The organism is Pandoraea anhela (assembly GCF_902459655.1).
Lineage (GTDB): Bacteria > Pseudomonadota > Gammaproteobacteria > Burkholderiales > Burkholderiaceae > Pandoraea > Pandoraea anhela.
The window spans coordinates 26,407-47,217 of sequence record NZ_CABPSB010000013.1; the positions used below are offsets into that span (position 1 = coordinate 26,407).

Annotated in this window: 17 protein-coding genes; 9 read left to right on the forward strand and 8 right to left on the reverse strand. The window is 64.6% G+C overall.

All coding sequences use genetic code 11. The annotated features are described in order from the left end of the window. Positions 1–114: 114 nt before the first annotated feature. A complete protein-coding gene (locus PAN31108_RS17120; RefSeq protein WP_150670034.1) occupies positions 115–1,485 on the forward strand; it encodes a histidine-type phosphatase in 1,371 nt (456 codons plus the stop codon). A gap of 23 nt (positions 1,486–1,508) precedes the next feature. Beyond that, on the forward strand, positions 1,509–2,225 hold the full coding sequence (locus PAN31108_RS17125) for a hypothetical protein (protein ID WP_150670035.1): 717 nt from the start codon (positions 1,509–1,511) through the stop codon (positions 2,223–2,225). Between the two features lie 57 nt (positions 2,226–2,282). Here PAN31108_RS17125 and PAN31108_RS17130 read toward each other — a convergent pair whose 3' ends face one another. Continuing rightward, positions 2,283–2,663, reverse strand: a complete 381-nt coding sequence (locus PAN31108_RS17130; protein ID WP_150670036.1) for a tautomerase family protein — start codon at positions 2,661–2,663, stop codon at positions 2,283–2,285. A gap of 83 nt (positions 2,664–2,746) precedes the next feature. Between PAN31108_RS17130 and PAN31108_RS17135 the strand changes: the two genes are divergently transcribed. From PAN31108_RS17135 to PAN31108_RS17145, 3 genes are all read left to right on the forward strand, one after another. Continuing rightward, positions 2,747–3,604: a LysR substrate-binding domain-containing protein gene (locus PAN31108_RS17135; protein ID WP_150670037.1), complete on the forward strand. Its 858-nt coding sequence runs from the start codon at positions 2,747–2,749 to the stop codon at positions 3,602–3,604. Between the two features lie 223 nt (positions 3,605–3,827). Next, a complete protein-coding gene (locus PAN31108_RS17140; RefSeq protein WP_150670038.1) occupies positions 3,828–4,802 on the forward strand; it encodes an alpha/beta hydrolase family protein in 975 nt (324 codons plus the stop codon). A 150-nt stretch (positions 4,803–4,952) separates the two neighbouring features. After that, complete coding sequence (locus PAN31108_RS17145; protein ID WP_246184019.1) at positions 4,953–5,393, forward strand: MarR family winged helix-turn-helix transcriptional regulator; 441 nt, start codon at positions 4,953–4,955, stop codon at positions 5,391–5,393. Here PAN31108_RS17145 and PAN31108_RS17150 read toward each other — a convergent pair whose 3' ends face one another. The 3 genes from PAN31108_RS17150 to PAN31108_RS17160 form a co-directional block, all read right to left on the reverse strand. Beyond that, positions 5,394–5,834 carry a FapB/FapC family functional amyloid domain-containing protein gene (locus PAN31108_RS17150; RefSeq protein WP_150670040.1) on the reverse strand — a complete coding sequence of 147 codons (441 nt, stop codon included), beginning with the start codon at positions 5,832–5,834 and terminating at the stop codon, positions 5,394–5,396. 254 nt (positions 5,835–6,088) lie between these two features. Next, entirely contained in the window at positions 6,089–7,468 is a 1,380-nt protein-coding gene (locus tag PAN31108_RS17155; protein WP_150670041.1) for an MFS transporter, read from the reverse strand. Between the two features lie 358 nt (positions 7,469–7,826). Further along, on the reverse strand, positions 7,827–9,401 hold the full coding sequence (locus tag PAN31108_RS17160) for a glucan biosynthesis protein G (protein WP_370819683.1): 1,575 nt from the start codon (positions 9,399–9,401) through the stop codon (positions 7,827–7,829). A 341-nt stretch (positions 9,402–9,742) separates the two neighbouring features. Between PAN31108_RS17160 and bglX the strand changes: the two genes are divergently transcribed. After that, on the forward strand, positions 9,743–12,106 hold the full coding sequence (bglX, locus tag PAN31108_RS17165) for a beta-glucosidase BglX (RefSeq protein ID WP_150670147.1): 2,364 nt from the start codon (positions 9,743–9,745) through the stop codon (positions 12,104–12,106). A 128-nt stretch (positions 12,107–12,234) separates the two neighbouring features. Here the strand turns inward: bglX and PAN31108_RS17170 are convergent, their stop codons facing one another. After that, positions 12,235–13,134 (reverse strand): LysR family transcriptional regulator, encoded by a 900-nt coding sequence (locus PAN31108_RS17170; RefSeq protein WP_150670148.1) that lies wholly within the window; start codon positions 13,132–13,134, stop codon positions 12,235–12,237. Between the two features lie 105 nt (positions 13,135–13,239). Here PAN31108_RS17170 and PAN31108_RS17175 point away from each other — a divergent pair, with 105 nt between their 5' ends. Next, on the forward strand, positions 13,240–14,349 hold the full coding sequence (locus PAN31108_RS17175) for a tartrate dehydrogenase (RefSeq protein ID WP_150670042.1): 1,110 nt from the start codon (positions 13,240–13,242) through the stop codon (positions 14,347–14,349). Here PAN31108_RS17175 and PAN31108_RS17180 read toward each other — a convergent pair. After that, entirely contained in the window at positions 14,316–15,749 is a 1,434-nt protein-coding gene (locus PAN31108_RS17180) for an LLM class flavin-dependent oxidoreductase (protein ID WP_150670043.1), read from the reverse strand. The two genes, PAN31108_RS17175 and PAN31108_RS17180, sit on opposite strands and share 34 nt — an antisense overlap. Before the next feature lie 240 nt (positions 15,750–15,989). Between PAN31108_RS17180 and PAN31108_RS17185 the strand changes: the two genes are divergently transcribed. Next, positions 15,990–17,138, forward strand: a complete 1,149-nt coding sequence (locus tag PAN31108_RS17185; RefSeq protein ID WP_150670044.1) for an ABC transporter substrate-binding protein — start codon at positions 15,990–15,992, stop codon at positions 17,136–17,138. On the opposite strand, the gene PAN31108_RS17190 is transcribed toward PAN31108_RS17185, so the two are convergent. Next, positions 17,119–18,057: a LysR family transcriptional regulator gene (locus PAN31108_RS17190; RefSeq protein WP_150670045.1), complete on the reverse strand. Its 939-nt coding sequence runs from the start codon at positions 18,055–18,057 to the stop codon at positions 17,119–17,121. The two genes, PAN31108_RS17185 and PAN31108_RS17190, sit on opposite strands and share 20 nt — an antisense overlap. A 175-nt stretch (positions 18,058–18,232) precedes the next feature. Between PAN31108_RS17190 and PAN31108_RS17195 the strand changes: the two genes are divergently transcribed. After that, positions 18,233–19,339, forward strand: coding sequence for an NADH:flavin oxidoreductase/NADH oxidase (locus PAN31108_RS17195; protein ID WP_150670046.1), 1,107 nt, complete (start codon positions 18,233–18,235; stop codon positions 19,337–19,339). Positions 19,340–19,522: 183 nt separating this feature from the next. Here the strand turns inward: PAN31108_RS17195 and PAN31108_RS17200 are convergent, their stop codons facing one another. Further along, positions 19,523–20,773, reverse strand: coding sequence for a sensor domain-containing phosphodiesterase (locus PAN31108_RS17200; protein WP_150670047.1), 1,251 nt, complete (start codon positions 20,771–20,773; stop codon positions 19,523–19,525). Between the last annotated feature and the right edge of the window lie 38 nt (positions 20,774–20,811).

The following is a 20,811-nucleotide window of genomic DNA, read 5'->3' on the forward strand; positions in this document are numbered from 1 at the left end:
ATGCCCCGCGTGATGACTCGTGATCCCGTTCGATCTTCCGAAGTGCCAAGTCATGGCGATAACGCTGCGGCCCGCAGGCTGCGTACACGGCGTGGGGGCCGGTGGCAGGCCCGCATGGCAGGCGTCGCCGCGTTGGCTGCCGTTGTGGCGCTGAGCGCCTGTACGACGCCGAGTCCGCCGCCGTCGGGGCCTGCGAAACCGCCCGAATCGGCGGCCCGCATCGACGGCATGCCCGCAGACTGGACGCTCGTGTCCACCGTGATCGTGAGCCGCCACGGCGTTCGCTCCCCGACCCACGCGCATCCCCCGTTGGACAAACTGAGTCCGGACGCCTGGCCGGGCTGGCCGGTCCCCGCGGGTTATCTGACGGCACGCGGCGGTTCCTTGGCCGAGCGCATGGGGCGCTATTACGGCGACTGGCTGCGCGCCCGGCGCGTGTTGCCGGACGATGCGTGTCCCGCGCCCGGCACCGTGTACGGATGGGCCGACATCGATCAGCGCACGCGCGAGTCGGGCAATGCGCTGCTGCAAGGCATCGCGCCGGGCTGCGATATGCGAACGTCCCATCAGGCCGATCTCACGACCTACGACGCCGTCTTCCAACCGGTCGCCGCAGGCGACTGTCCGCTCGATCCGGGCGCGGCGCGCGGGGCGATCGAGGCGCGTCTGGCCCCGGACGGTGTTGCCGGGCTGAACAAGCGCTACGCCGCAACGATTGCCCGCGTGGGCGAGGTGCTGGACTACGCCCACAGCCCCGCCTGCGGCGCACCGGGCGGCTGCAAGCTGGAGGATGTGCCCACGCGTTTGCGGGTGGAAGGCGACGGCAGCGGCGTGACGTTGCGCGGTGCGCTGGGCAGCGCGGCGACGGCATCGGAAGTCTTCCTGTTGCAGTACGGCGAGGGGCTGCCGGAGAACGCGGTCGCGTGGGGACGGATTCGCGACGAAAAGGATTGGGCGCTTCTGCTCGAAGCCCACAACGCCCGGCGCGACCTGCTGAACAAGACCCCGTATCTCGCAACGACGAACGGCACGCCGCTGCTGGCAAGCGTGCTCGATGCGCTCACGCGCGCGCAGACGGCCGACGCACCGCCGGCGGCGTCGGTGCGAGGGCCTGTCGTGCCCGCCGGCAATCGTGTCTACGTCCTCACGGGGCACGACACGAATATCGCCAACCTCGCGGGCATGCTCAAGCTCGATTGGCAACTGTCAGATCAACCGGACAACACGCCGCCCGACGGCGCGCTCGTCTTCTCGCTATGGCGCAACCCGGCAGGAGAGCCGTTCGTGCGCGTGGAGTTCGTGTATCAGTCGATGCATCAGTTGCGTCATCTCACGGCGCTCTCGCTGGACGAGCCTGCGAAACGCGAAACGCTGGCGATTTCCGATTGCGCCGAGGGGCCGGACGCGAAGTCATGCAAATGGTCGACGTTCGCACAGCGGGTGAAGACATCGTTGTCACCCGCCTGTCTTGAGGGAGTGAAGTAACACACCTGGAGGGGGAGTCGGCGATGCACAAAACGATTCGAATTACGCTTGCTGCCGTCATGTCGTTTGCCGCTGTGGTCTCACTGCCGGGGTACGCCGATACGACGATCGGTTCGACGGCCGAATTGGTGAAGAGCGAAAAGGCGATGCAATATGTGTTCTCGGAGAGGGCGATGCTGGTGATGTATCAGCTCGGCGTAGAAGAGGACAAGAAATTCAATCTGCAAACCGACTGCAAATCGAAGTATCAAGTCCGGCCTGTCGGGGCGGTGTTGCTCAAGCCGATGACGTTGCCCGACGGCGCACAGAACCCGAAGTCGGGTGTCTGGCTCACGCGTTATCGGCTGGAGCGCTGCGGCGACGCCAAGACTTACAACGCGGTATTCGTCGCGGACCCGAATGGCGGCTATCCGGCGCCGACGCCCTTCTATCCGGGCAGTCCTCTGGGTGGGCCTGTCCTGGTTCAGGACGCGGTGATGTCGGCGGTCACGACGGCGCTGGCGAAGTCGGGACAGTCCGGCTGCCGCAAAGTGGAAGCCTTCGATATGCGCGTGAAGCAGCCACCTCACGATCGGATCGATGGCGGCACGACCGTCAAAGGCGTCTGGCGTGAAGTCTGGACGTTCCGGGTCTGCGGCCAGATGGTCGACGTCGATATGGTCTTCACACCGGATGCCGACGGCGGTGGTACGTCTTTCAAGACGGACGGCGTGAAGGCCACGCCGGGCATCGCGCGGTGACCCGGCGCGCGCCGGCTCGAAGCCAACCATTCGCTGCCCCGTATGTGTCGGGGCTGCCTACGCGTATTGCGCAATCCCCTTGCCGAGCGACCAGTTTTCCTTCTCGACCTCGACGAGGCTCACGAACACGTCCTCCTGCCGGATGCCGGGGCTTTCGCTGAGCAGCGCCGCGATTCGTCGAAACAGCGCTTTCTTTTGCGCCACGGTGCGCGTGTTGTTCGCGGTGATCTGAATGAACACGAGATCGTCGCTTCGACTGACATCGAGATACGACTTGCCGTAGCGGAAGTTGGCCGCGTCGTGCTCGGTTAGCACCATGAACTGGTCGTCTTCCGGAACGTTGAACGTTTCGCGCAGGGCGTCGTACACGCCGTCGAAGATGGCCTGCCGATAAGCATCCGTCTTTCCCGTGCGCATTGCGATATGAACGAGCGGCATCGTGGGTTCTCCTCTTGTTGACGCGCTTCATCTTAACTATTCTGTTTGCTTATTAACGATTATTTCAAAGATAAGCATCGAAAATGATCGCGCGCCCTCTCGACCTGGATGCCGTCAAAGCGTTCGTCTGCGTTGCCGAACTCGGCAGTTTCACGCGTGCTGCGCAAGCCATGCAGACCACACAGGCCGCCGTCAGTCTGAAGCTCAAGCGTCTCGAAGACAGGCTCGGTCTTCGACTTGTCGAGCGAACGCCCCGCTACGTGGAGCTTTCCGCTCACGGGGTGACGTTTCTTGAACACGCGCGCGAACTGCTGGCGGCCCACGATCGCGCACTCGGCGCATTTGCCGGAACCCGGCAGCGGCTGACGATCGGTATCAGCGATCACGTGGCCGGGCCCGAGCTGCCCGCACTGATCGCGCGAATGAATGCGCAAGATCCGGAGTTGCTGATCGAAGTGCGGATCGGCTCGTCGGGCGACCTGCTGCAAAGCTTCGACCGGCGTGAGCTGGATACGGTCATTGCCCGTTTGGATGTCGGACGCAGCGACGGGGAAGTGCTGACCGAAGAACACCTCGGCTGGTTCGCTGCGCCGCACTGGCAACACCGGGCGGACGAACCGCTACCGCTGGCGACGCTCGCGCTGCCTTGCGGTGTGCGTGCCCTGGCCGGCAGGCTTCTCGATGCGGCGGGCGTGCCGTGGCGAGAGGTCTTCGTCGGTGGCGGTGTCGCTTCGGTGGCGTCGGCCGTCATGGCCGGCCTCGGCGTCGCGGCGCTGGCGCCGCGAATGTTGCCTTTCGGCGCCGTCGACGTCGGCGTCAGACTCGGGCTTCCCGACATTCCCCGGCTGCCCGTCTTGCTTCACACCCGGGTCAAAGAGGGGCGTGCGCATGACGCGCTGGTCGCACTGTCGGCGGCGTTCCGCAGTGTGGCGCGGGGGTAGGGGCGAGGCGGCAGGGGCGAGGCGGCGTGGGTGACGTGGGTGACGTGGGTGGCGAGGGGCATCAACGTGCGCGTCGGCGAGCGATCGTACGTTTCCTCTAATTTAGTTCGTTAGCGAAATAAAAATAAAAATATACTTCGTGAACAAACTAAATTTCTCGTTGGAACATTCCACCGCAAGGCGCTGCATTCCCCCGGGCATGTGCGTGCCGGGGAGTTGCGTCATGTTGTCGCTCGCTGTCGAAATTCCTGCCGTCGACGGGTATCCGCTCGGCGCGCACGTCTGGTATCCGGACGATCTGCCCGCACGGGGCCTCGTTCTCATCCATCCGGCAACCGCAGTGCCGGAGCGGTTGTATTTCGCGTTCGCGCAGTTTGTCGCGCAGCGTGGGTTGATTGCCGTCACGTACAGTTATCGGGGGATCGACGGGTCGCGCCCCCGTTCGTTACGTGGCTTCAAGGCGCGCATGCGCGACTGGGCCGATCTGGACGTCGAGGGGGTCACGCGCTGGGCGGCGGCGCATTACCCTGCGTTGCCCCGCTATGCCGTGGGGCATAGCTTCGGCGGACATGCCATCGGGCTATGCGAAAGCTCGAATCTGCTGCGCGCCGCCGTTCAGGTCGCGTCGCACGCCGGTTCGATGCGCGTTGTGACGAACCGGCGGGAGCGGGCGCGCATCACCTTGCTGCTTCATGGGATCGCGCCGCCGCTCGCGCGCGTGGTAGGGTTCATGCCGGGCAAACGGCTGGGCATCGGCGAAGACCTTCCGAGGGACGTATTGCTCGAATGGAGTGCGTGGACGCGGCTGCCGAACTACTTCTTCGACGATCCGACACTGGACGCCGAATCCCGCTTTGCCCGTGTCCGAACCCCGATCCTCTCGCTCGGCTTCGACGACGACCTCTGGGCGACGCGCCCCGGTATCGACATGCTCGTCGCACGCTTTCATCACGCGCCTGTGACACGTCGCGAAATTTCGGCGACTCTTTCGGATTCCGGAGCGATCGGGCATATGGGATACTTTCGCCAACGTTCCGGCGCGTTTCTCTGGCCGGAAACCGTCGACTGGCTGTTGTCGGCGGGCACGGTGAATGGCGTGAATGGCGTGAATGGCGTGAATGGCGGCATTGCAACGGACATGCCCCCGCACGACGCGTCTGCCGACGCCGTTGCATTGACATCGAACCCCTCAGACTGACAAGACGGAATGCCAAAAAGCCAAGCGTCCCTTGCTGCCAAGGCCGCTAACAAGACAACGTCCACCACGAAGCCGGCGAAGGCCGGAACGTCGAGATCGGGCGCGACGAAGCCCGGCGCAACGAAACGCAAGACGGGCCAGCCGGCGTCGGTGAAGTCGGAAGCCGCCGACCGTCGCCTGTTCTTTCTGCTCAACGTCGGTCAGCGTCGCGTTCAGCAATGGATCGATGCCCGGGCCGCCGAAGGGGCCGGCGTGAGCGCGGCGCAGGCGGGTGTGCTGTTCTATTTGCTGCATCATGACGATGCGCTCGTGGGCGAAGTCGGCACGGCGCTGCAACTGTCGCCCTCGTCGATGACGGGACTGGCGAACCGTATGGTGGGGGCGGGGCTGCTCACGCGCCTGGCCGATGCCACCGATGGCCGCGCCACGCGACTACGTGTCACGCCGGCCGGACACAAGGCCATCGCTCGGGCGCGCAGCGTCCTTGCCGAACTCAACGACCTGTTACACGACGACTTCACGCAAGCCGAATTGCGCGTTGTGGCACGTTGGCTCGGCAATCTGCAAAAGCAGTTCCCGGCCGAGAACTGATCAATGAATCGCCAGCGCGTTGGCTTGCGCGTTGGCGACACCTGCGGCCACGTTCACACCGATGTTGCCCGAGGCGCCCATCAGCGCGCGATCGCCCAGCGAGGCGTTCATCGCGCCCGTCACCGTCGCGGCATTGCGAATCGTCTGACGCGTATCGACGGCAACGTTCGAGGCGTTTGCGAGCACGATCTGATTCGACTGCACGTTGTGCGCGCCAGCGGCGAGGTTCACGCCGAAGTTGCCATGGGCTTCGCGCAAGGCATCGGTGCCCAACGTCGCGACGCCGGCGACAGTGTCCGAGCGCGCGTTGAACACGGTGTCGGTCGCGATGGTTTGGCGGGTGGAGAGGTGGACGACGTTGACGTCGTCCGTGGGAGCGGCGAAGGCCGGTGCGCAGACGACGGCCAGCACTAAAGCACTCAGCAAAGCGAGACGCGGCATGTTGGTCTTCCCCAGATCGTCCGTTGGGACGGATATCTGGATAACGGCGCCTGAGGCGCTCGGGTTGAATGATTTTCGTGCGTTGCATGCGCGTCGGCCAATCATGCATGTGCCCCTGCACCGACGCGTGCTTCACCGAAAGCCGCAGTCGTTCCCGTGACCGCTGCGGCGCGCATTTTCGCATGGCGGCACGCCGCTGTGCCGCCATGCTGTCGCGCGTCGGATTCCCATGCCGGCGGGCTTGACGCGCGAGATCAGGCCGGTTCTCCCGCGCCGTTCGCCAATTCTGCCGAAGGGTTTCTCGATTGTGCTGCGGCCTGTTGCTGCACGGACGCCGATTTCCTGTGGTCGATGAGCAACACGGCGATCACGGCAATCACGGCGGGAATGGCGATCGCCATAAAGTTTTGGTGCAACGGCAGCGACATGCTCACCAGCACGCCGATCACGATGGGCGCGAGAATGGCGCCGCTGCGTCCCACACCGGAGGCCCAGCCGATGCCCGTGCCGCGCGCGGCCATCGGATAGAACTGACCCGCGTAGGCGTACGTCACGATCTGCGTGCCGATGGTCGACGCCCCGGCGAGTCCGACGAGCACGAACAGCACTGGCGTCGGCACTTTTACGCCGAGCAGGGTGATCGAGACGGCGGCGAGCGCGTACATGCCCACGAGCACGTACTTGATATTGAAGCGATCCGCGAGCCAGCCGCCGCCGATGGCGCCGAGCATCGCACCGAAGTTCAGCACCAACACGAAGGTGAGCGCGGAGCCGAGGCTGTAACCGGCGTTCGCCATGAGCTTCGCGAGCCACGAACTGAGCGCATACACCATGAACAGGCACATGAAGAACGCCACCCACAGCATGACCGTGCTCAAGCCCCGACCGTCCTGAAACAGACGCGAGAGCGGCGCGGCCTGCTTGCGATCCGCACCCGGCAGCGCGAACTGATCGCCCGCTTGCGCGACGTAGTCGGGCGTGAGGCGACCGAGCACTTGCCTGAGCACGTCGAGGCGTCCGGTGCGGATGAGGAACGGCATCGACTCCGGCAGCGCTTTCATCGCGAACGGCACAAGCAGCGCGGGCAGACTCGCGGCGAGAAAGACCGATTGCCACCCATAAGATTCGATCAGCCCCTTGCCGAGCAGCGCTGCGAGCATGCCACCGACCGAATAGCCGGAGAACATCAGTGTAACGAGCGTGCCTCGCAGACGACGCGGCGAATATTCCGTCATCTGCGCGACGACGATGGGCATCACGCCGCCGATGCCGACGCCCGCGAGAAAGCGTGTGACGGAGAAGCTGATCGGTTCATGGGTGAGGCCGGCCGCCGCGGTGAAGAGCGAGAACATCAGCACGCAGATGGCGATGGCTTTACGACGTCCGAGACTGTCGGCCACCATGCCCATCACAATGGCGCCGAACATCATGCCGAACAGCGCCGAGCTGACCATGAAACCGGCGCTGGTCGCGTCGACGTTCATGGCTTTCATGATCGACGGCAGCGCAATGCCCGCGACTGCGAGATCGTAGCCGTCGAAGATGATGATGAGGGCGCACCAGAGCAGAATGCGTCCGTGATAGCCGTTAAAGCGTGCCTCGTCGGCCAGATGATGTACGTCGATGTGTCGCATGCGGGTGTCTCCATAACGAATCCGCCCTCCGTCGAAACGCGGAGGGTTCTTTGGAATCTTTTGATGACCGACGCAAGCGGCACCGAGGCCGGACCCCATCGACGCGGCCAGTGGCCACCGTCAATGAAGCAAACCACCTCTATGCACAACGAAGGGTGGTTATTTATGCAATATTGTGCATGCAGTAAACGCGAAATGTCCGGCGACTGCAAGGCAAATTTGCAGGGGCTAGGGTTTTACATGAGAAAGCGCTATTCGTAAGTGCCTGTTTAATTAAGGCTGATGGCGGCGGTGGTGGGGGAAGATGTGCGGCGACAGACCGCCGCCGCACGAATCAGACGAATCGCATTCATGCAACTTATTGCCTGGCGACCGAGAATGGCGGGAGCTGATAGCTCCACGTTTCGCTGATCGGCTTGCCGCCGGCGACGAGCGCCGCGCGCAGTTCCACAACCTTGGCCGGGTCCTTGACCATCACGCGCAGGTTCAGGCGCATGCCGCGCGTGACCGGGTTCGGTTGCAGCGTCTGCTCGATGATGGTGGCGTTGTCGCTCACGCTGACCTGCGGCGTGACCGACCCGGCGGGCAACGTGGCGAGCGGGCCGCCGTCGAAGTCCACGATCAGGCCGGTGCTGCCGTCGAAGTGACGAATCAGGTTGGCCTGCGTGATTTCGCCGGCGGTACGGAGCGTCTGCTTCACCCAGGCCAGATTGCGGTCGATGATGCCGCGCTCGTTCATGGTCCAGCGAATCGTGTAGTCGGCCTGCAACGGCTGGCCCTTGGGCGGCAACTGGTCGGGCGTCCAGAACGCGCCGATGTTGTCGTTGGTCTCGTCCGGCGACGGAATCTCGACCAGTTCGACATGGCCCTTGCCCCAGTCGCCCTGCGGCTCGACCCATGCGCTCGGGCGCAGATCGTAGCGATCCTTCAGGTCTTCGTATTGCGAGAAATCGCGCCCGCGCTGGAGCAGACCGAAGCCACGCGGATTCGTCACCTGGAACTGGCTGATGGCGAGATTGCGCGGGTTGTTCAGCGGACGCCAGATCCATTCGCCGTTGCCGGCATGGATCGCCAGGCCGTTGGAGTCGTGCAGTGCGGGACGGAAGTTGTACGGATCGCGCTGCTGATTCGGCCCGAACAGGAACATGCTGGTGAGCGGCGCAATGCCGAGCTTCGTCACCTTGTCGCGCATGAACACGCGCGCCTGCACCTTCAGCACGGAATCGTCGCCCGGCGTCAGATCGAAGCGATAGGCGCCGGTGGCGCGCTTCGAGTCGAGCAACGCGTAGAACACGAGGTGCTTGTCGCCCGCATTCGGCCGCTCGATCCAGAACTCGCGAAACGCCGGGAATTCCTCGGCGATGGGCAGACCGGTGTCGATGGCGAGTCCGCGTGCGGAGAGGCCGTAAATCTGTCCCTTGCCGATCACACGGAAGTAGCTTGCGCCGAGCACGCTCATGATCTCGTCGAGCTTGCCGGGTTCGTTGATGGGATACAGCACGCGAAAGCCGGCGTAGCCGAGGTTTTGCGTGGCGCTGCGGTCGAGCTTGAGATCGCCGAAGTCGAAACGGTTGCTGTCGTATCTGATCTCGTCGATCTTCGCGTTGCTACCGGCGCCGACGATCTCGTTGATTTTCACCGGCGTGCTGAACTGCATGCCCTGATGATAGAAACCGAGCTTGAACGCAGTGGGCTGGTCGTTCCATTCGAACGTTTCGCGACGCGGCTGGATTTTGATGTAGTCGCCGAACTGCATTTTAGCGAAAGCCGGCGTGAGGTTGCTCACGGGGGCCGTGTAAGGCTTGTCGGCGAGCGCTTTCGCGCGAGCGGTCACATCGTCGAGGGAGAACGCATGGGCATGCGCGGCGCCCAGCAGGGCAGCACCGGCCAGGAGCGTGGGCATGAGCGCACGCGCGCGTCGATGCCAGGACATGGCGGGGGAAAACAGGACCACGAATCTCTCCAGTCGTAAGGGGCCGGGCGGCCACGCGATCCGATGCGCGCCGGTTCGGCTCGGTTTGGGACAGGCGAACACCGCCGGTACGTCACGGTTTTCGCCGAAAACGAAGCGAAATCTCTCAGAAAATACCAATTGTGGCAAAGTATCGCACTTCGCGTTATGCATCCCGGCAGGTTTCGGTTTCGACACGCCGCATCGCATAACTCCAGTTGATACGGCGGGGGACGAGGATCGATGCGACGGGACATGACGTCATGTCGATAGCATCGCGGGTCACGCCCCGTCGCGCCACATTGGATCGCCATCAGATGAGAATGTTCTCCGCACTGGCCCTCGCGGCCAGTCTCGCCGCCGGCGCCGCAGTCGTCACGTCGGTGCCGGCCTTTGCCAGCAGCGCTCAAGCCTCCGACAACGCCGACAAGGGCGGCGTTCCCGTCGCCATGCCCTCGGCGTCGGACAAGTCACGATTCATCGACGACCTCATCGCGCGCATGACGCTCGAAGAGAAGATCGGTCAGTTGCGACTGATCAGCATCGGCGCCGACATGCCGCAGCCGCAACTCATCAAGGAAATCGCTGCCGGCCGCGTCGGCGGCACCTTCAATTCGGTCACGCGCAGCGAGAACCGGCCGTTGCAGGACGCGGCCGTCAGGCAAAGCCGTCTCAAGATCCCCATCTTCTTCGCCTACGACATCGTGCACGGCCATCGCACCGTGTTTCCGATCAGCCTCGGCCTCGCGTCGAGCTGGGACATGTCGGCGGTGCAACAGGCGGCGCGCGTGTCGGCGGTAGAAGCCAGCGCCGACGGCCTCGACGCCACCTTCGCCCCGATGGTCGACATTTCGCGCGACCCGCGCTGGGGACGCACCTCGGAAGGCTTCGGTGAGGACCCCTATCTGGTTTCGCAAAGCGCACGGGCCAGCGTCGCGGGCTTTCAGGGTGCGTCGCCGGCCAACCCGGACAGCCTTATGGCCTTTGTGAAGCACTTCGCGCTGTATGGCGCGGTCGAGGGCGGACGCGACTACAACGTCGTCGACATGAGCCCGATGCGCATGTATCAGGACTATCTGCCGCCCTATCGCGCCGGCATCGACGCCGGGGCGGGCGGCGTGATGATCGCACTGAACTCCGTGAACGGCACGCCGGCGACATCGAACCAATGGCTGTTGCGCGACCTGCTGCGCGGCGAGTGGGGTTTCAAGGGCGTGACGGTGAGCGATCACGGCGCGATCGAGGAACTGATGCGTCATGGTGTCGCGAAGGACGGTCGCGAGGCCGCGAAGCTGGCCATCGAAGCCGGCGTCGACATGAGCATGGCCGATCAGCAGTATCTCAAGCAGTTGCCGGACCTCGTGAAGTCGGGCGACGTGCCGATCCGCTACATCGATAGCGCCGTGCGCGAAGTGCTCGGCGCGAAGTACGACATGGGGCTTTTCGCCGATCCTTATCGCCGCATCGGCAACGCCGCCCAGGATCCGCAGGATGTGAACGCCGCGAGCCGTCTGCACCGGGACGTGGCACGCGACATCGCCCGCAAGTCCATCGTTTTGCTGGAGAACCGGCACGATACGCTGCCGCTCGGGAAAACGGGCAAGGTTGCCGTGATCGGGCCGCTCGCGGATTCGAAGCTCGACATGATGGGGAGCTGGTCGGCGGCGGGCAAGCCCGCCCAGGCGGTTTCGCTGTTGCAAGGCGTGCGCGATGCGCTGGCCGATGTGCCGGGGGGTAGCGCGCAAGTGACCTATGCGCGAGGCGCGAACATCACCGACGATCCGCGCGTGGTCGAATACCTCAACTTCCTCGACTGGGACAATCCGGAGGTCGTGCAGGACAAGCGCACGCCGCAGCAGATGATCGACGAAGCCGTGCAGGTTGCCCGCAACGCCGACACGCTGATCGTGGCGGTGGGCGAATCGCGCGGCATGTCGCACGAGGCATCGAGCCGTACGAGCCTGATGTTGCCGGGCAGCCAACTGGCGCTGTTGCAGGCGCTCAAGGCGACAGGCAAGCCGCTGGTGGTCGTGCTGATGAACGGTCGTCCGCTCGATCTGAACGGGACGAAGGCGAACGCAGACGCCGTGCTCGAAACCTGGTACGCCGGCACCGAAGGTGGCCATGCGATCGCGGATGTGCTCTTCGGCGACTACAACCCTTCGGGCAAACTGCCGATCTCGTTCCCGCGCTCGATCGGCCAGATTCCGACGTATTACAACCAGTTGCGCATCGGCCGTCCGTTCACGCCGGGCAAGCCCGCGAACTACACGTCCCAGTACTTCGAGGAAGACGCCGGTCCGCTGTACGCGTTCGGCTACGGCCTGAGCTACACGACGTTCGACGTCTCGAAGGTCCGGCTCTCGGCGAAGACGCTCGCAAGCGGTGGCAAGCTCGACGCGAGCGTGACCGTGCGCAACACCGGCAAGCGCGAGGGCGAGACCGTCGTGCAGTTGTACTTGCAGGATGTGGCGGCATCGATCGTGCGTCCGGTAAAGGAACTGAAGGGCTTCCGGAAGGTGAGCCTGAAGCCGGGCGAAGCCCGCACCGTGCATTTCTCCATCGATGACAGCCTGCTGAAGTTCTACAACGCGAAGCTGCAATACGTGGCCGAACCGGGCGACTTCAACGTGCAGATCGGGCTCGATTCGCAGCACGTCGAACAGGCGACGTTCACGCTTCAGTAAGTTCAGTAAGTTCAGTAAGCGCGCCCGGCAGGGCGGGGCGCAGGCAAGCCGCAGGTAAGCCGCAGGTAAGCCGCAGGCAAGCCGCGAAGGGGCTCACGTCTCGAAGGTCGACGTCGCAACGCCCCGCCTCACGCCTGCGTCTGGAACTCTCCCGCGAGAAATTCCACGCAGGCGCGCACCTTGGCCGACGACGCCACGCGCGACGGATACACCGCCCAGACATTGGCCGGCTGCGTGACGTCCGGCAGCACCTGCACCAGCTCCCCGCGCGCGATGAGCCCCCCCACATCCCACATCGACCGCAGCACGATGCCCTGACCGTCCAGCGCCCACTGCACGGCGACTTCGCCGTGGTTCGTCGAGAGCGGCCCCGTCACCTTGAGCGAGACCGCTTCGCCGCGCTGCTGCAATCGCCACATGCCGAACGGGTGATCGCGCTCCTTGATGACGATGCACGCGTGGCCCGCCAGATCGCTCAGCTGACGTGGTGTGCCATGCGTTTCGAGATACGCGGCAGACGCACACAGCACACGATGGTTATCCGCGAGCTTGCGGGCGATGAGATGCGGCGCGATCTCGTCGCCGATGCGAACGTCGAGGTCGTAACCTTCGGCTGCCACGTCGACGATCCGGTCGAACAGATCCAGACGCACATTGAGTTGCGGATGCAGCGCACGGAGTCGCGACATGGCCGGCGCCACGACGTGCCGTCCGAAACCGAAACTGCTCGACACGCGCAGCGTGCCGCGTGGTACCTGACGCGTGCTCGACACGTCCTCCATCAGGTGATGCACATCGTCGAGTATCTTCTCCGCCCAAGCGTAGACGCGTTCGCCCGCATCCGTAATCGCCACGCGTCGCGTCGAGCGGTGCAGCAGCCGTGTGCCAAGATCGGCTTCCAGCATGCCGACGCGCTTGCTCACATAGGCGGGCGACACACCCAGCGCCTCGGCAGCGGCGGAGAAGCTGGCGCGGCGTGCGACCTGACAGAACACGCGCAGATCGTCGAGATTCGGATTGACGGGCAGGGGTTTATTCACGATTCATGGATAGTGGATTAACCGATTGAGGGATTTTATCCGTCTTGGAATGGAATAACCTAGCGGCATCCATCAAACGTTCAGGAGACAGACATGACCGAAACGTCCCAACGCCCTCAGCGTCCGTTCAAGATCGCCGTGATCCCGGGCGACGGCATCGGTAAAGAGGTGATGCCCGAAGGCCTGCGCGTGCTCGACGCCGCCTGCAAGCGCTTCGGCATTCCGATCGAATATCAGCACATCGAGTGGGCGAGCTGCGATTACTACGTCGCGCATGGTCAGATGATGCCGGACGACTGGAAGCAGCAGCTCGACGGTGTGGATGCGATTCTCTTCGGCGCGGTGGGCTGGCCCGAGACGGTGCCCGATCACATCTCGCTGTGGGGCTCGTTGCTGAAATTCCGTCGCGAGTTCGACCAGTACATCAACCTGCGTCCGGCGCGGCTGTTCGATGGCGTGCCGTCACCGCTGGCGAACCGCAAGCCGGGCGACATCGATTTCATGATCGTGCGTGAGAACACCGAAGGCGAGTATTCGTCGGTCGGCGGCGTGATGTTCGAAGGTACGGAGCGCGAGTTCGTCGTGCAGGAGTCGGTGTTCACGCGTCACGGCACGGAGCGCGTGCTGAAGTTCGCGTTCGATCTCGCGCAGCAGCGTGAGCGCAAGCATGTGACGGTCGCGACCAAGAGCAACGGCATTTCGATTTCCATGCCGTGGTGGGACAAGCGGGCGGCCGAAACCGCCGCGAAATACCCCGACATCACGTGGGACAAGCAGCACATCGACATTCTGTGCGCGCGCTTCGTGTTGAATCCGGATCGTTTCGATGTGGTCGTCGCGTCGAACCTGTTTGGCGACATCCTCTCGGATCTTGGCCCCGCGTGCACCGGCACGATCGGCATCGCGCCGTCGGGCAACCTGAATCCGGAAGGCAAATTCCCGTCGCTGTTCGAACCGGTGCACGGCTCGGCGCCCGACATCGCGGGCAAGAATATCGCCAACCCGATCGGTATGATCTGGACCGCGGCGATGATGCTCGATTTCATCGGCCGTGGCGATCCGCGTACGCGCGGCGCGCACGACGCGATCCTCGCCGCCGTCACGCAGGTCATCAAGGACGGTCCGCGCACCGGCGACATGGGCGGTCGCGCGAACACGACCGAAGTCGGTCAGGCGATTGCGACCGTGGTGTCCGCCGGCTGATCGCGCGATGTCGTGACCTCCGGTACCCCTAGTGCCCCCGCTCCCCCCGCCGCCGCAACGTCGCGCGGCGGGAAGTGCCGGTTCGGCACCGCGGGTACGCCGAGGTTCTCGCGGAAGGTGCGGCCTTCGTACTGTGTGCGGAACAGGCCGCGCCGCTGCAGCTCCGGCACGACCAGATCGACGAAGAACGTGATGCCCACGGGCGCGCTCGGGAACATGATGTTGAAGCCGTCGGCGGCGCCCGTCTCGAACCAGTGCTGGAAGTCGTCGGCAATCGATTGCGGCGTGCCGACCAGCACCCGGTGTCCGCCGCCCGTGAAGCGCGTGTAAAGCTCCCGCACCGTCGGTTGCTCGCGTCGTATCCAGTCCACCAGCAGCTTTTGACGGCTCTTGTGCGAGTTCGTCTCCGGCACGTGGTCGGGCAGCGGCACTTTCGCGTCGAACGGCAGGCTGCCGAGATCGATGCCGAGGCTCGCGTAATTCGTGAGGGCGTTCAGCACGACCGCCGGGTCGCGATGCGAGAGCAGGCTGTCGTAAATTGCTTCGGCTTCGGCCTGGGTGCGTCCGACGATGGGCGAGACGCCCGGCAGAATGAAGATGTGTTCCTGTCGTCGGCCGTACTTCAGCGCACGCGTTTTCACATCCGTATAAAACGCGCGGGCGTCTTCGATGTCCTGCGCCGCCGTGTAGAGCAGTTCGCCCGCACGCGCGGCCAGTTCGCGTCCCGCTTCGCTCGACCCCGCTTGTGCGATGACCGGCCAGCCCTGCACGGGGCGCGGTGCGCTGAGCGGCCCACGCACACGGAAGTGCTTGCCGCGATGGTCGAGCGTGCGAATGCGCGAGGGATCGGCCCATTGGCCGGTCGCTTTGTCGCGAGGAAAGGCGTCGTCGGCATGGCTGTCCCACAGGCCGGTCACGACATCGTAGAACTCGTTGGCGCGCTCGTAACGCACCGCATGATCGACGTGATCGTCGCGGTTGAAGTTTTCGCCGCCCCCCGTAGACGTCACCAGATTCCAGCCGGCACGACCGCCTGACAGATGGTCGAGCGACGCAAATGCGCGCGCCACGTTGTACGGCTCGCTATAAGTGGTGCTCACGGAGGCGACGAGGCCGATGTGCTTCGTCGCGCCCGCCAGCCCGGCGAGCAGCACGACCGGGTCCCAGCGCGGCGCGCCGGGGCTGTGGGCGAGCGCTACCGGGTTCGTCGATACGAAGAGGTTGTCGAAGAAGAACAGCGCATCGAAAAGGCCGCGTTCGAGTTCTTGCGCGTAATGCCGATAGCGCGCGAATTGCGAATAGGCGTCGGTGTCGGTATCGGGATGACGCCAGCTATCGCCCTGCACGCCGGAACCCGACATGTAGGCGCCCAGCCGGAGTTTGCGGGCAGGTTGACTCATGAGCTTGCTCTCGTTCGGTTCGGTAGACGATCACGATACGGGAGCCGTGCGGCAGGTCGCAAACAACGAAAGTCGATAAGCAAACTCACATAAGCAAACCCACATAAGCAAACCCACATAAGCAAACTCGCGGGCGACGCGCTATGGATCGCATCAATCGATGGTTGGGGATGCGCGCGGACGTGCCTAGACTGGCGCATCCTCCACTCTTTCGGCCGCGTTTGTGCGTGGCGACATGACATGACGACATCTGCCTTCCATGCCGCCGAGCCGGTCAACCCGGTGCTCGACGCATTCATTGCGGCGTCCGCCATCGCATTCGGTCTTTACATATCGCCGCCGTCTCGCGCCGCGATGGTGCGGGCCACGCTGGCGCGTTCGGCCAAGCGTGACCTGCGCACACGGGCGCGCAAGGCGTGGCCGCTATGGCGCACCCGCTTGCGTCGCGCCACGGCGGCAGCGCTGAGCGTGGCGGCCATTCTGCCGTTTGCCGGCAAGGCCGCGGACAAACCGGTGCTGGTCGTGGGCGATCAGGCCTACAACGCACAGAGTCTTTTCGAAGCGTCCGGCGCGTTGCAGGACGCGCCTTACACCGTCTCGTGGAAGCAGTTTCCGGCAGGCACGCCCGTGATCGAAGCGGTCAATGCCGGCGCGCTCGACATCGGTCTGCAAGGCGACGGGCCGGTGCTGTTCCTCGCGGCGCAGGGCGCGCCGGTCAAGGTCATCGGCATCTATCGCGATAGTCCCGACAGCGTGGTGCTGCTTGCCGGACCGCACACGCAAATCAAGACGGTTGCCGATCTGAAGGGGAAGACGGTCGCGGTCACGCGCGGCGGCTGGTCGCAGCAGTTGGTGCAGGCGGCGCTGACGTCCGCCGGGTTGCCGCTCGACGCCGTGAAGTATTCGTATCTCGCCTCCGTCGACTCGGCGGCGGCATTGCAGGCCGGCAAGGTCGACGCGACGGCGACGTGGGAGCCGTACGTCACGCGCTTGCGTCAGGCGGGTGCCCGCACGGTGGTCACAGCGCGCGGGCTGATCGCGGCGCAGAGTTATCTGTCGACGACGCAGAAGGTCATCGACAGCAAGCGCGAGTTGCTGGGGGATTTCGTGCAACGCTATCAACGCGCACGCGAATGGTCGTTGGCGGATCCGCGTCACATCGAACGTTACGCCGACGTCTGGGCGGGCAAATCGCGCGTCGACCCGAAGCTCGCGCATCAGTGGTTCAGCACGTCGCGAATTCGCTATGAGCCGCTCACGGATGCGGCCATTGCCGAAGCGCAAAAGAGCGTGGACGACTTCGTGAAGACCGGCACGCTCACCAAGGGCTTCGACGTGCGCGGTCTGTTCGATACGTCGTTCAACAAGTTCACGCAGGCTGCGCGCTGACACGCGGTACACGCTGCACGCGCTCGCCGCCGAAGGCGCGCGGGCGCGGTGCATCGACCCGCTCGCGCAGCAGCGCTACCGCGCGCTGCGCGCGCGCCGAGAGTGGCCATTCCGCGCGATGAATCAGCCACAGGGTGTCGACGACGGGCGGGCCGCAGTCGACAACACGAATGGCGTCCTGCGACGCGAACGCCTGCCGCGCGTACTGCGGAATGACGGTGAAACCCAGCCCCCGCGCGACATATTCCAGAATCAGACTGATCTGGTTGGTGCAGCCCTTGCACGGCAGACTCTGCACGCCCGGATTGCCCGGGAAGCGACGGCTCAGCAAGCGCGTGGACATCGCTTCGCCGTCGGGATGTTCGATGAAACCGATACGCTTGAGGTCGTCCCACGTGTGAACGTCTTCCCCGGCCGGCACCACGAGTTCGAGCGGTTCCTGCGTGAACGGTGTCGCGGTGAGTCGGGGATCGTCGGGACGTAGCGTCACCAGCCCCAGTTCGAAGTGGTTCTGCAACACGCCTTCGAGCACTTCACGGTCGGGCGCGAAGCGATGACGCACGGCCATCGCCGGATTCGCCTGCTGCATGTCCAGCAGGATCGGGCATAGATACAACCCGATACTGCCCGGCGTGATGAGCGTGACGTTGCCGCATTCCTCGTTGGCGTCCTCCAGACTGGAGCGCAGATGCCGCGCCGCGCACTCCACCTGTTCACAGTAGACGAGCAGCGCCTGCCCCGCCGGCGTGAGTTCGATCGCACGCGGGCGTCGCACGAGCAACGTTCCGAATTCCTCTTCCAGATGCTTGATGTGCTGGCTCACGGCCGCCTGCGTGAGGCCGAGATGGTCGGCCGTGCGCGTGAAGTTGCCCAGCTCGGCAAGCGTGGCGAAGGATTTTAGCCACTGAGGATTCACCATAATGAAGTGTTATCGAATCGATAATTTGTGGATAGTTTCCATTATAGCGATGTGAGACTACCATTGCTGACGTCGACCCCCTGAGACGGTCGAGGTGCCGGAAAACCGTCGTGAGCCGCAGGCTCCGCCGTTGCGCACTGCTTTTCCCGACAACACCCCCGAATAGAGAAATCTCATGTCTGCCCTGTTTTCCCCGTTTGAACTCAAAAGCGTGAAGCTGCGCAACCGCGTGGCGATTCCGCCGATGTGCCAGTACAGCGCCGTCGATGGCGTGACCAACGACTGGCATCTCGCCCACTACGCAAGCCTTGCGCGCGGTGGCGCGGGTCTGGTGATCGTGGAGGCGACCGCCGTTTCGCCCGAAGGCCGTATCTCGCCGGGATGCACCGGTCTGTGGAACGACGAGCAGGCGCAGGGCATGGCGCGCATTGCGGCCGCCATCAAGTCGCACGGCGCGGTGCCGGGCATCCAGATCGCACATGCCGGCCGCAAGGCCAGCGCGAACCGTCCGTGGGAAGGCGACGATCACATTGCCGAAGACGATCCGCGCGGCTGGCCGACGATCTCGCCGTCTGCCGTGGCGTTCGGCAAGCATCTCGGCAAGGTGCCCAGAGCCATGACGCTCGACGACATCGCGCGCGTGAAGGCCGACTTCGTGGCTGCGGCACGTCGCGCGCTGGCGGCCGGTTTCGAGTGGCTGGAACTGCACTTTGCGCACGGCTATCTGGCGCAGAGCTTCTTCTCGCTGCATTCGAATCATCGCGACGACGCGTACGGCGGCGATCTGGCCGGCCGTAGCCGGTTCCTGCTCGAAACATTGGCTGCCGTGCGGGAAGTGTGGCCGGAGCATCTGCCGCTGACGGCCCGTTTCGGCGTGCTGGAATACGATGGTCGCGACGAGCAGACGCTCACGGAATCGATCGAAGTGACGCGTCGGATGCGCGAGGGCGGCCTCGATCTGCTCAACGTGAGCGTGGGCTTTTCGACGTATGAGGCGAATATTCCATGGGGTTCGGCGTTCCTCGCCCCCATCGCCGAGCGCGTGAAACAGGAAGCGGGCATCGCGGTGGCGTCCTCGTGGGGGATCGACGATCCGCACGCGGCTAACCGCGTGGTCGCGCATGGACAGATGGATCTCGTGATGATCGGCCGCGCGCTGCTGGCCAATCCGCACTGGCCGTACTACGCCGCTCGCGAACTCGGCGTGGACCGCTCGTCGTGGGTGCTGCCCGCGCCGTATGCGCACTGGCTGGAGCGGTATGCGGTGCAGCGCGCGGCATGATCCGTGCCGATAAGCGCGATCCGTATCGGCGGCATCCGCCGGCGCAGGTCGGCATGACGGCACGCCCGTGCGAAAGCACGCGCGCATGAAGTGCAACGCCCCCGGACGTTGGAAGACGCCGGGGGCGTTGTCGTCTCTTGCGACGCAGACCGAGGGATCATGAGTCCCCTGGGCCGATCCTCGTCACCAGTTGATATCCACGCAAAGCACATGCAACCCTTGCTTCGCAGGGGTGGCGATGGAGGCCGTCACGCAAAGGTGCGCTTCATTGATCGACAGATACGGCGGCGTGAAGTGCACTTCGCCCGGCGTGCGCATGGCTTCGATGAAATACGGACGTCGCGCCCAGTTCGCCCCCTCCGAATGCAGCAGCGGACGAAAGCGCTTGGCGCGCTGCGACGAGTGGCTGTGCGGCAGCACGTTATCGCCGATCTGACGCCCTGCGGCGTCGAGCAGGAAGCAACGGGCGGCGTCGGGCAGCGCCAGCAGGTCGTGCGTCGCCTGGCGGACGTCCTGCCCCTGCGCGATGCGCGCCGCTGCCGACTCGATGCCCGCGACATAAGGCGCGAGGCGCGCGTGCTCGGCCCGCTCACGCTCGACGAGCTGTGTGCGAAGGGCGGACGACAGCGCGTCCATGCGCTCTGCGGCCACCTTGGGCGGCACGGGATCGAAATCGGGCGCGGCGAAGTATTGCCCCTGCACGAAGTCGACGTTGCACTCCAGCGCGATCAACGCTTCGCGATCCGTCGTGAGGCCCCCCATCATCACCAGTTGCCCCGATTCGTGCAGCAATGACACGAGCCCCGGCAGCACGCGCGCCAGATGCGACTGCTCCGTCGCCTGCGCGAGAATGCCGCGATCGAGCACTACGATGTCGGGCCGCAGATCCCACACGCGGTCGATGTTCGAATGCTTGGCGCCGAAGCCACCCAGCGCGATCAGGAAACCGGCCTTGCGCAGACTGCCGACGATCGCGCCGAAGCGCGGTGTGTCACCCCCCGCTTGCTCCGGCACTTCAAGCACCACGCGTTGCGGCGACAGGCCGGACGCCTTGAGCGTGGCGATGAGCGCGTCGCCATACACCGTGTCCATCAACGCGGCGGGGTGCAGATTCAGAAAGAGCCACGCGTCGCGGCTGTCGAACTCATGGAAGTTGCCCAGATGCAGCGACTCGGCGAGTCGCCCCAGTTCCAGCATGTCGCCGTGACGCGCGGCCATCGTGAAGACCTCGTGCGACGGTACGTGACGGCCTTGCGCGTCATGCGCGCGCAGCGACGCGTGATAGCCGATCGCGCGCCGGTGCGAGACCGAGAACACCGGCTGGAAGACGCTGGAGATCGTGAAATCGCCGTAAATGACGATGCGCCGGCCGTCTTCGGCCGCCGTCAGTCGGGGCGGCAGGAGTCCGGGGGCGTCGAGATCGGTCATGGTCATGGTCGTGACAGGCGCGGGGGCGGCAAGGATATGTACAG

What these genes read in the sequence shown, in the direction of transcription:
- PAN31108_RS17120 (WP_150670034.1), top strand. Translation starts at nt 115, where the DNA reads ATGGCAGGCGTCGCCGCGTTGGCTGCCGTTGTGGCGCTGAGCGCCTGT.
- PAN31108_RS17125 (WP_150670035.1), top strand. Translation starts at nt 1,509, where the DNA reads ATGCACAAAACGATTCGAATTACGCTTGCTGCCGTCATGTCGTTTGCC.
- PAN31108_RS17130 (WP_150670036.1), bottom strand. Translation starts at nt 2,663, where the DNA reads ATGCCGCTCGTTCATATCGCAATGCGCACGGGAAAGACGGATGCTTAT.
- PAN31108_RS17135 (WP_150670037.1), top strand. Translation starts at nt 2,747, where the DNA reads ATGATCGCGCGCCCTCTCGACCTGGATGCCGTCAAAGCGTTCGTCTGC.
- PAN31108_RS17140 (WP_150670038.1), top strand. Translation starts at nt 3,828, where the DNA reads ATGTTGTCGCTCGCTGTCGAAATTCCTGCCGTCGACGGGTATCCGCTC.
- PAN31108_RS17150 (WP_150670040.1), bottom strand. Translation starts at nt 5,834, where the DNA reads ATGCCGCGTCTCGCTTTGCTGAGTGCTTTAGTGCTGGCCGTCGTCTGC.
- PAN31108_RS17155 (WP_150670041.1), bottom strand. Translation starts at nt 7,468, where the DNA reads ATGCGACACATCGACGTACATCATCTGGCCGACGAGGCACGCTTTAAC.
- PAN31108_RS17160 (WP_370819683.1), bottom strand. Translation starts at nt 9,401, where the DNA reads ATGTCCTGGCATCGACGCGCGCGTGCGCTCATGCCCACGCTCCTGGCC.
- bglX (WP_150670147.1), top strand. Translation starts at nt 9,743, where the DNA reads ATGTTCTCCGCACTGGCCCTCGCGGCCAGTCTCGCCGCCGGCGCCGCA.
- PAN31108_RS17175 (WP_150670042.1), top strand. Translation starts at nt 13,240, where the DNA reads ATGACCGAAACGTCCCAACGCCCTCAGCGTCCGTTCAAGATCGCCGTG.
- PAN31108_RS17180 (WP_150670043.1), bottom strand. Translation starts at nt 15,749, where the DNA reads ATGAGTCAACCTGCCCGCAAACTCCGGCTGGGCGCCTACATGTCGGGT.
- PAN31108_RS17185 (WP_150670044.1), top strand. Translation starts at nt 15,990, where the DNA reads ATGACGACATCTGCCTTCCATGCCGCCGAGCCGGTCAACCCGGTGCTC.
- PAN31108_RS17190 (WP_150670045.1), bottom strand. Translation starts at nt 18,057, where the DNA reads ATGGTGAATCCTCAGTGGCTAAAATCCTTCGCCACGCTTGCCGAGCTG.
- PAN31108_RS17195 (WP_150670046.1), top strand. Translation starts at nt 18,233, where the DNA reads ATGTCTGCCCTGTTTTCCCCGTTTGAACTCAAAAGCGTGAAGCTGCGC.
- PAN31108_RS17200 (WP_150670047.1), bottom strand. Translation starts at nt 20,773, where the DNA reads ATGACCATGACCGATCTCGACGCCCCCGGACTCCTGCCGCCCCGACTG.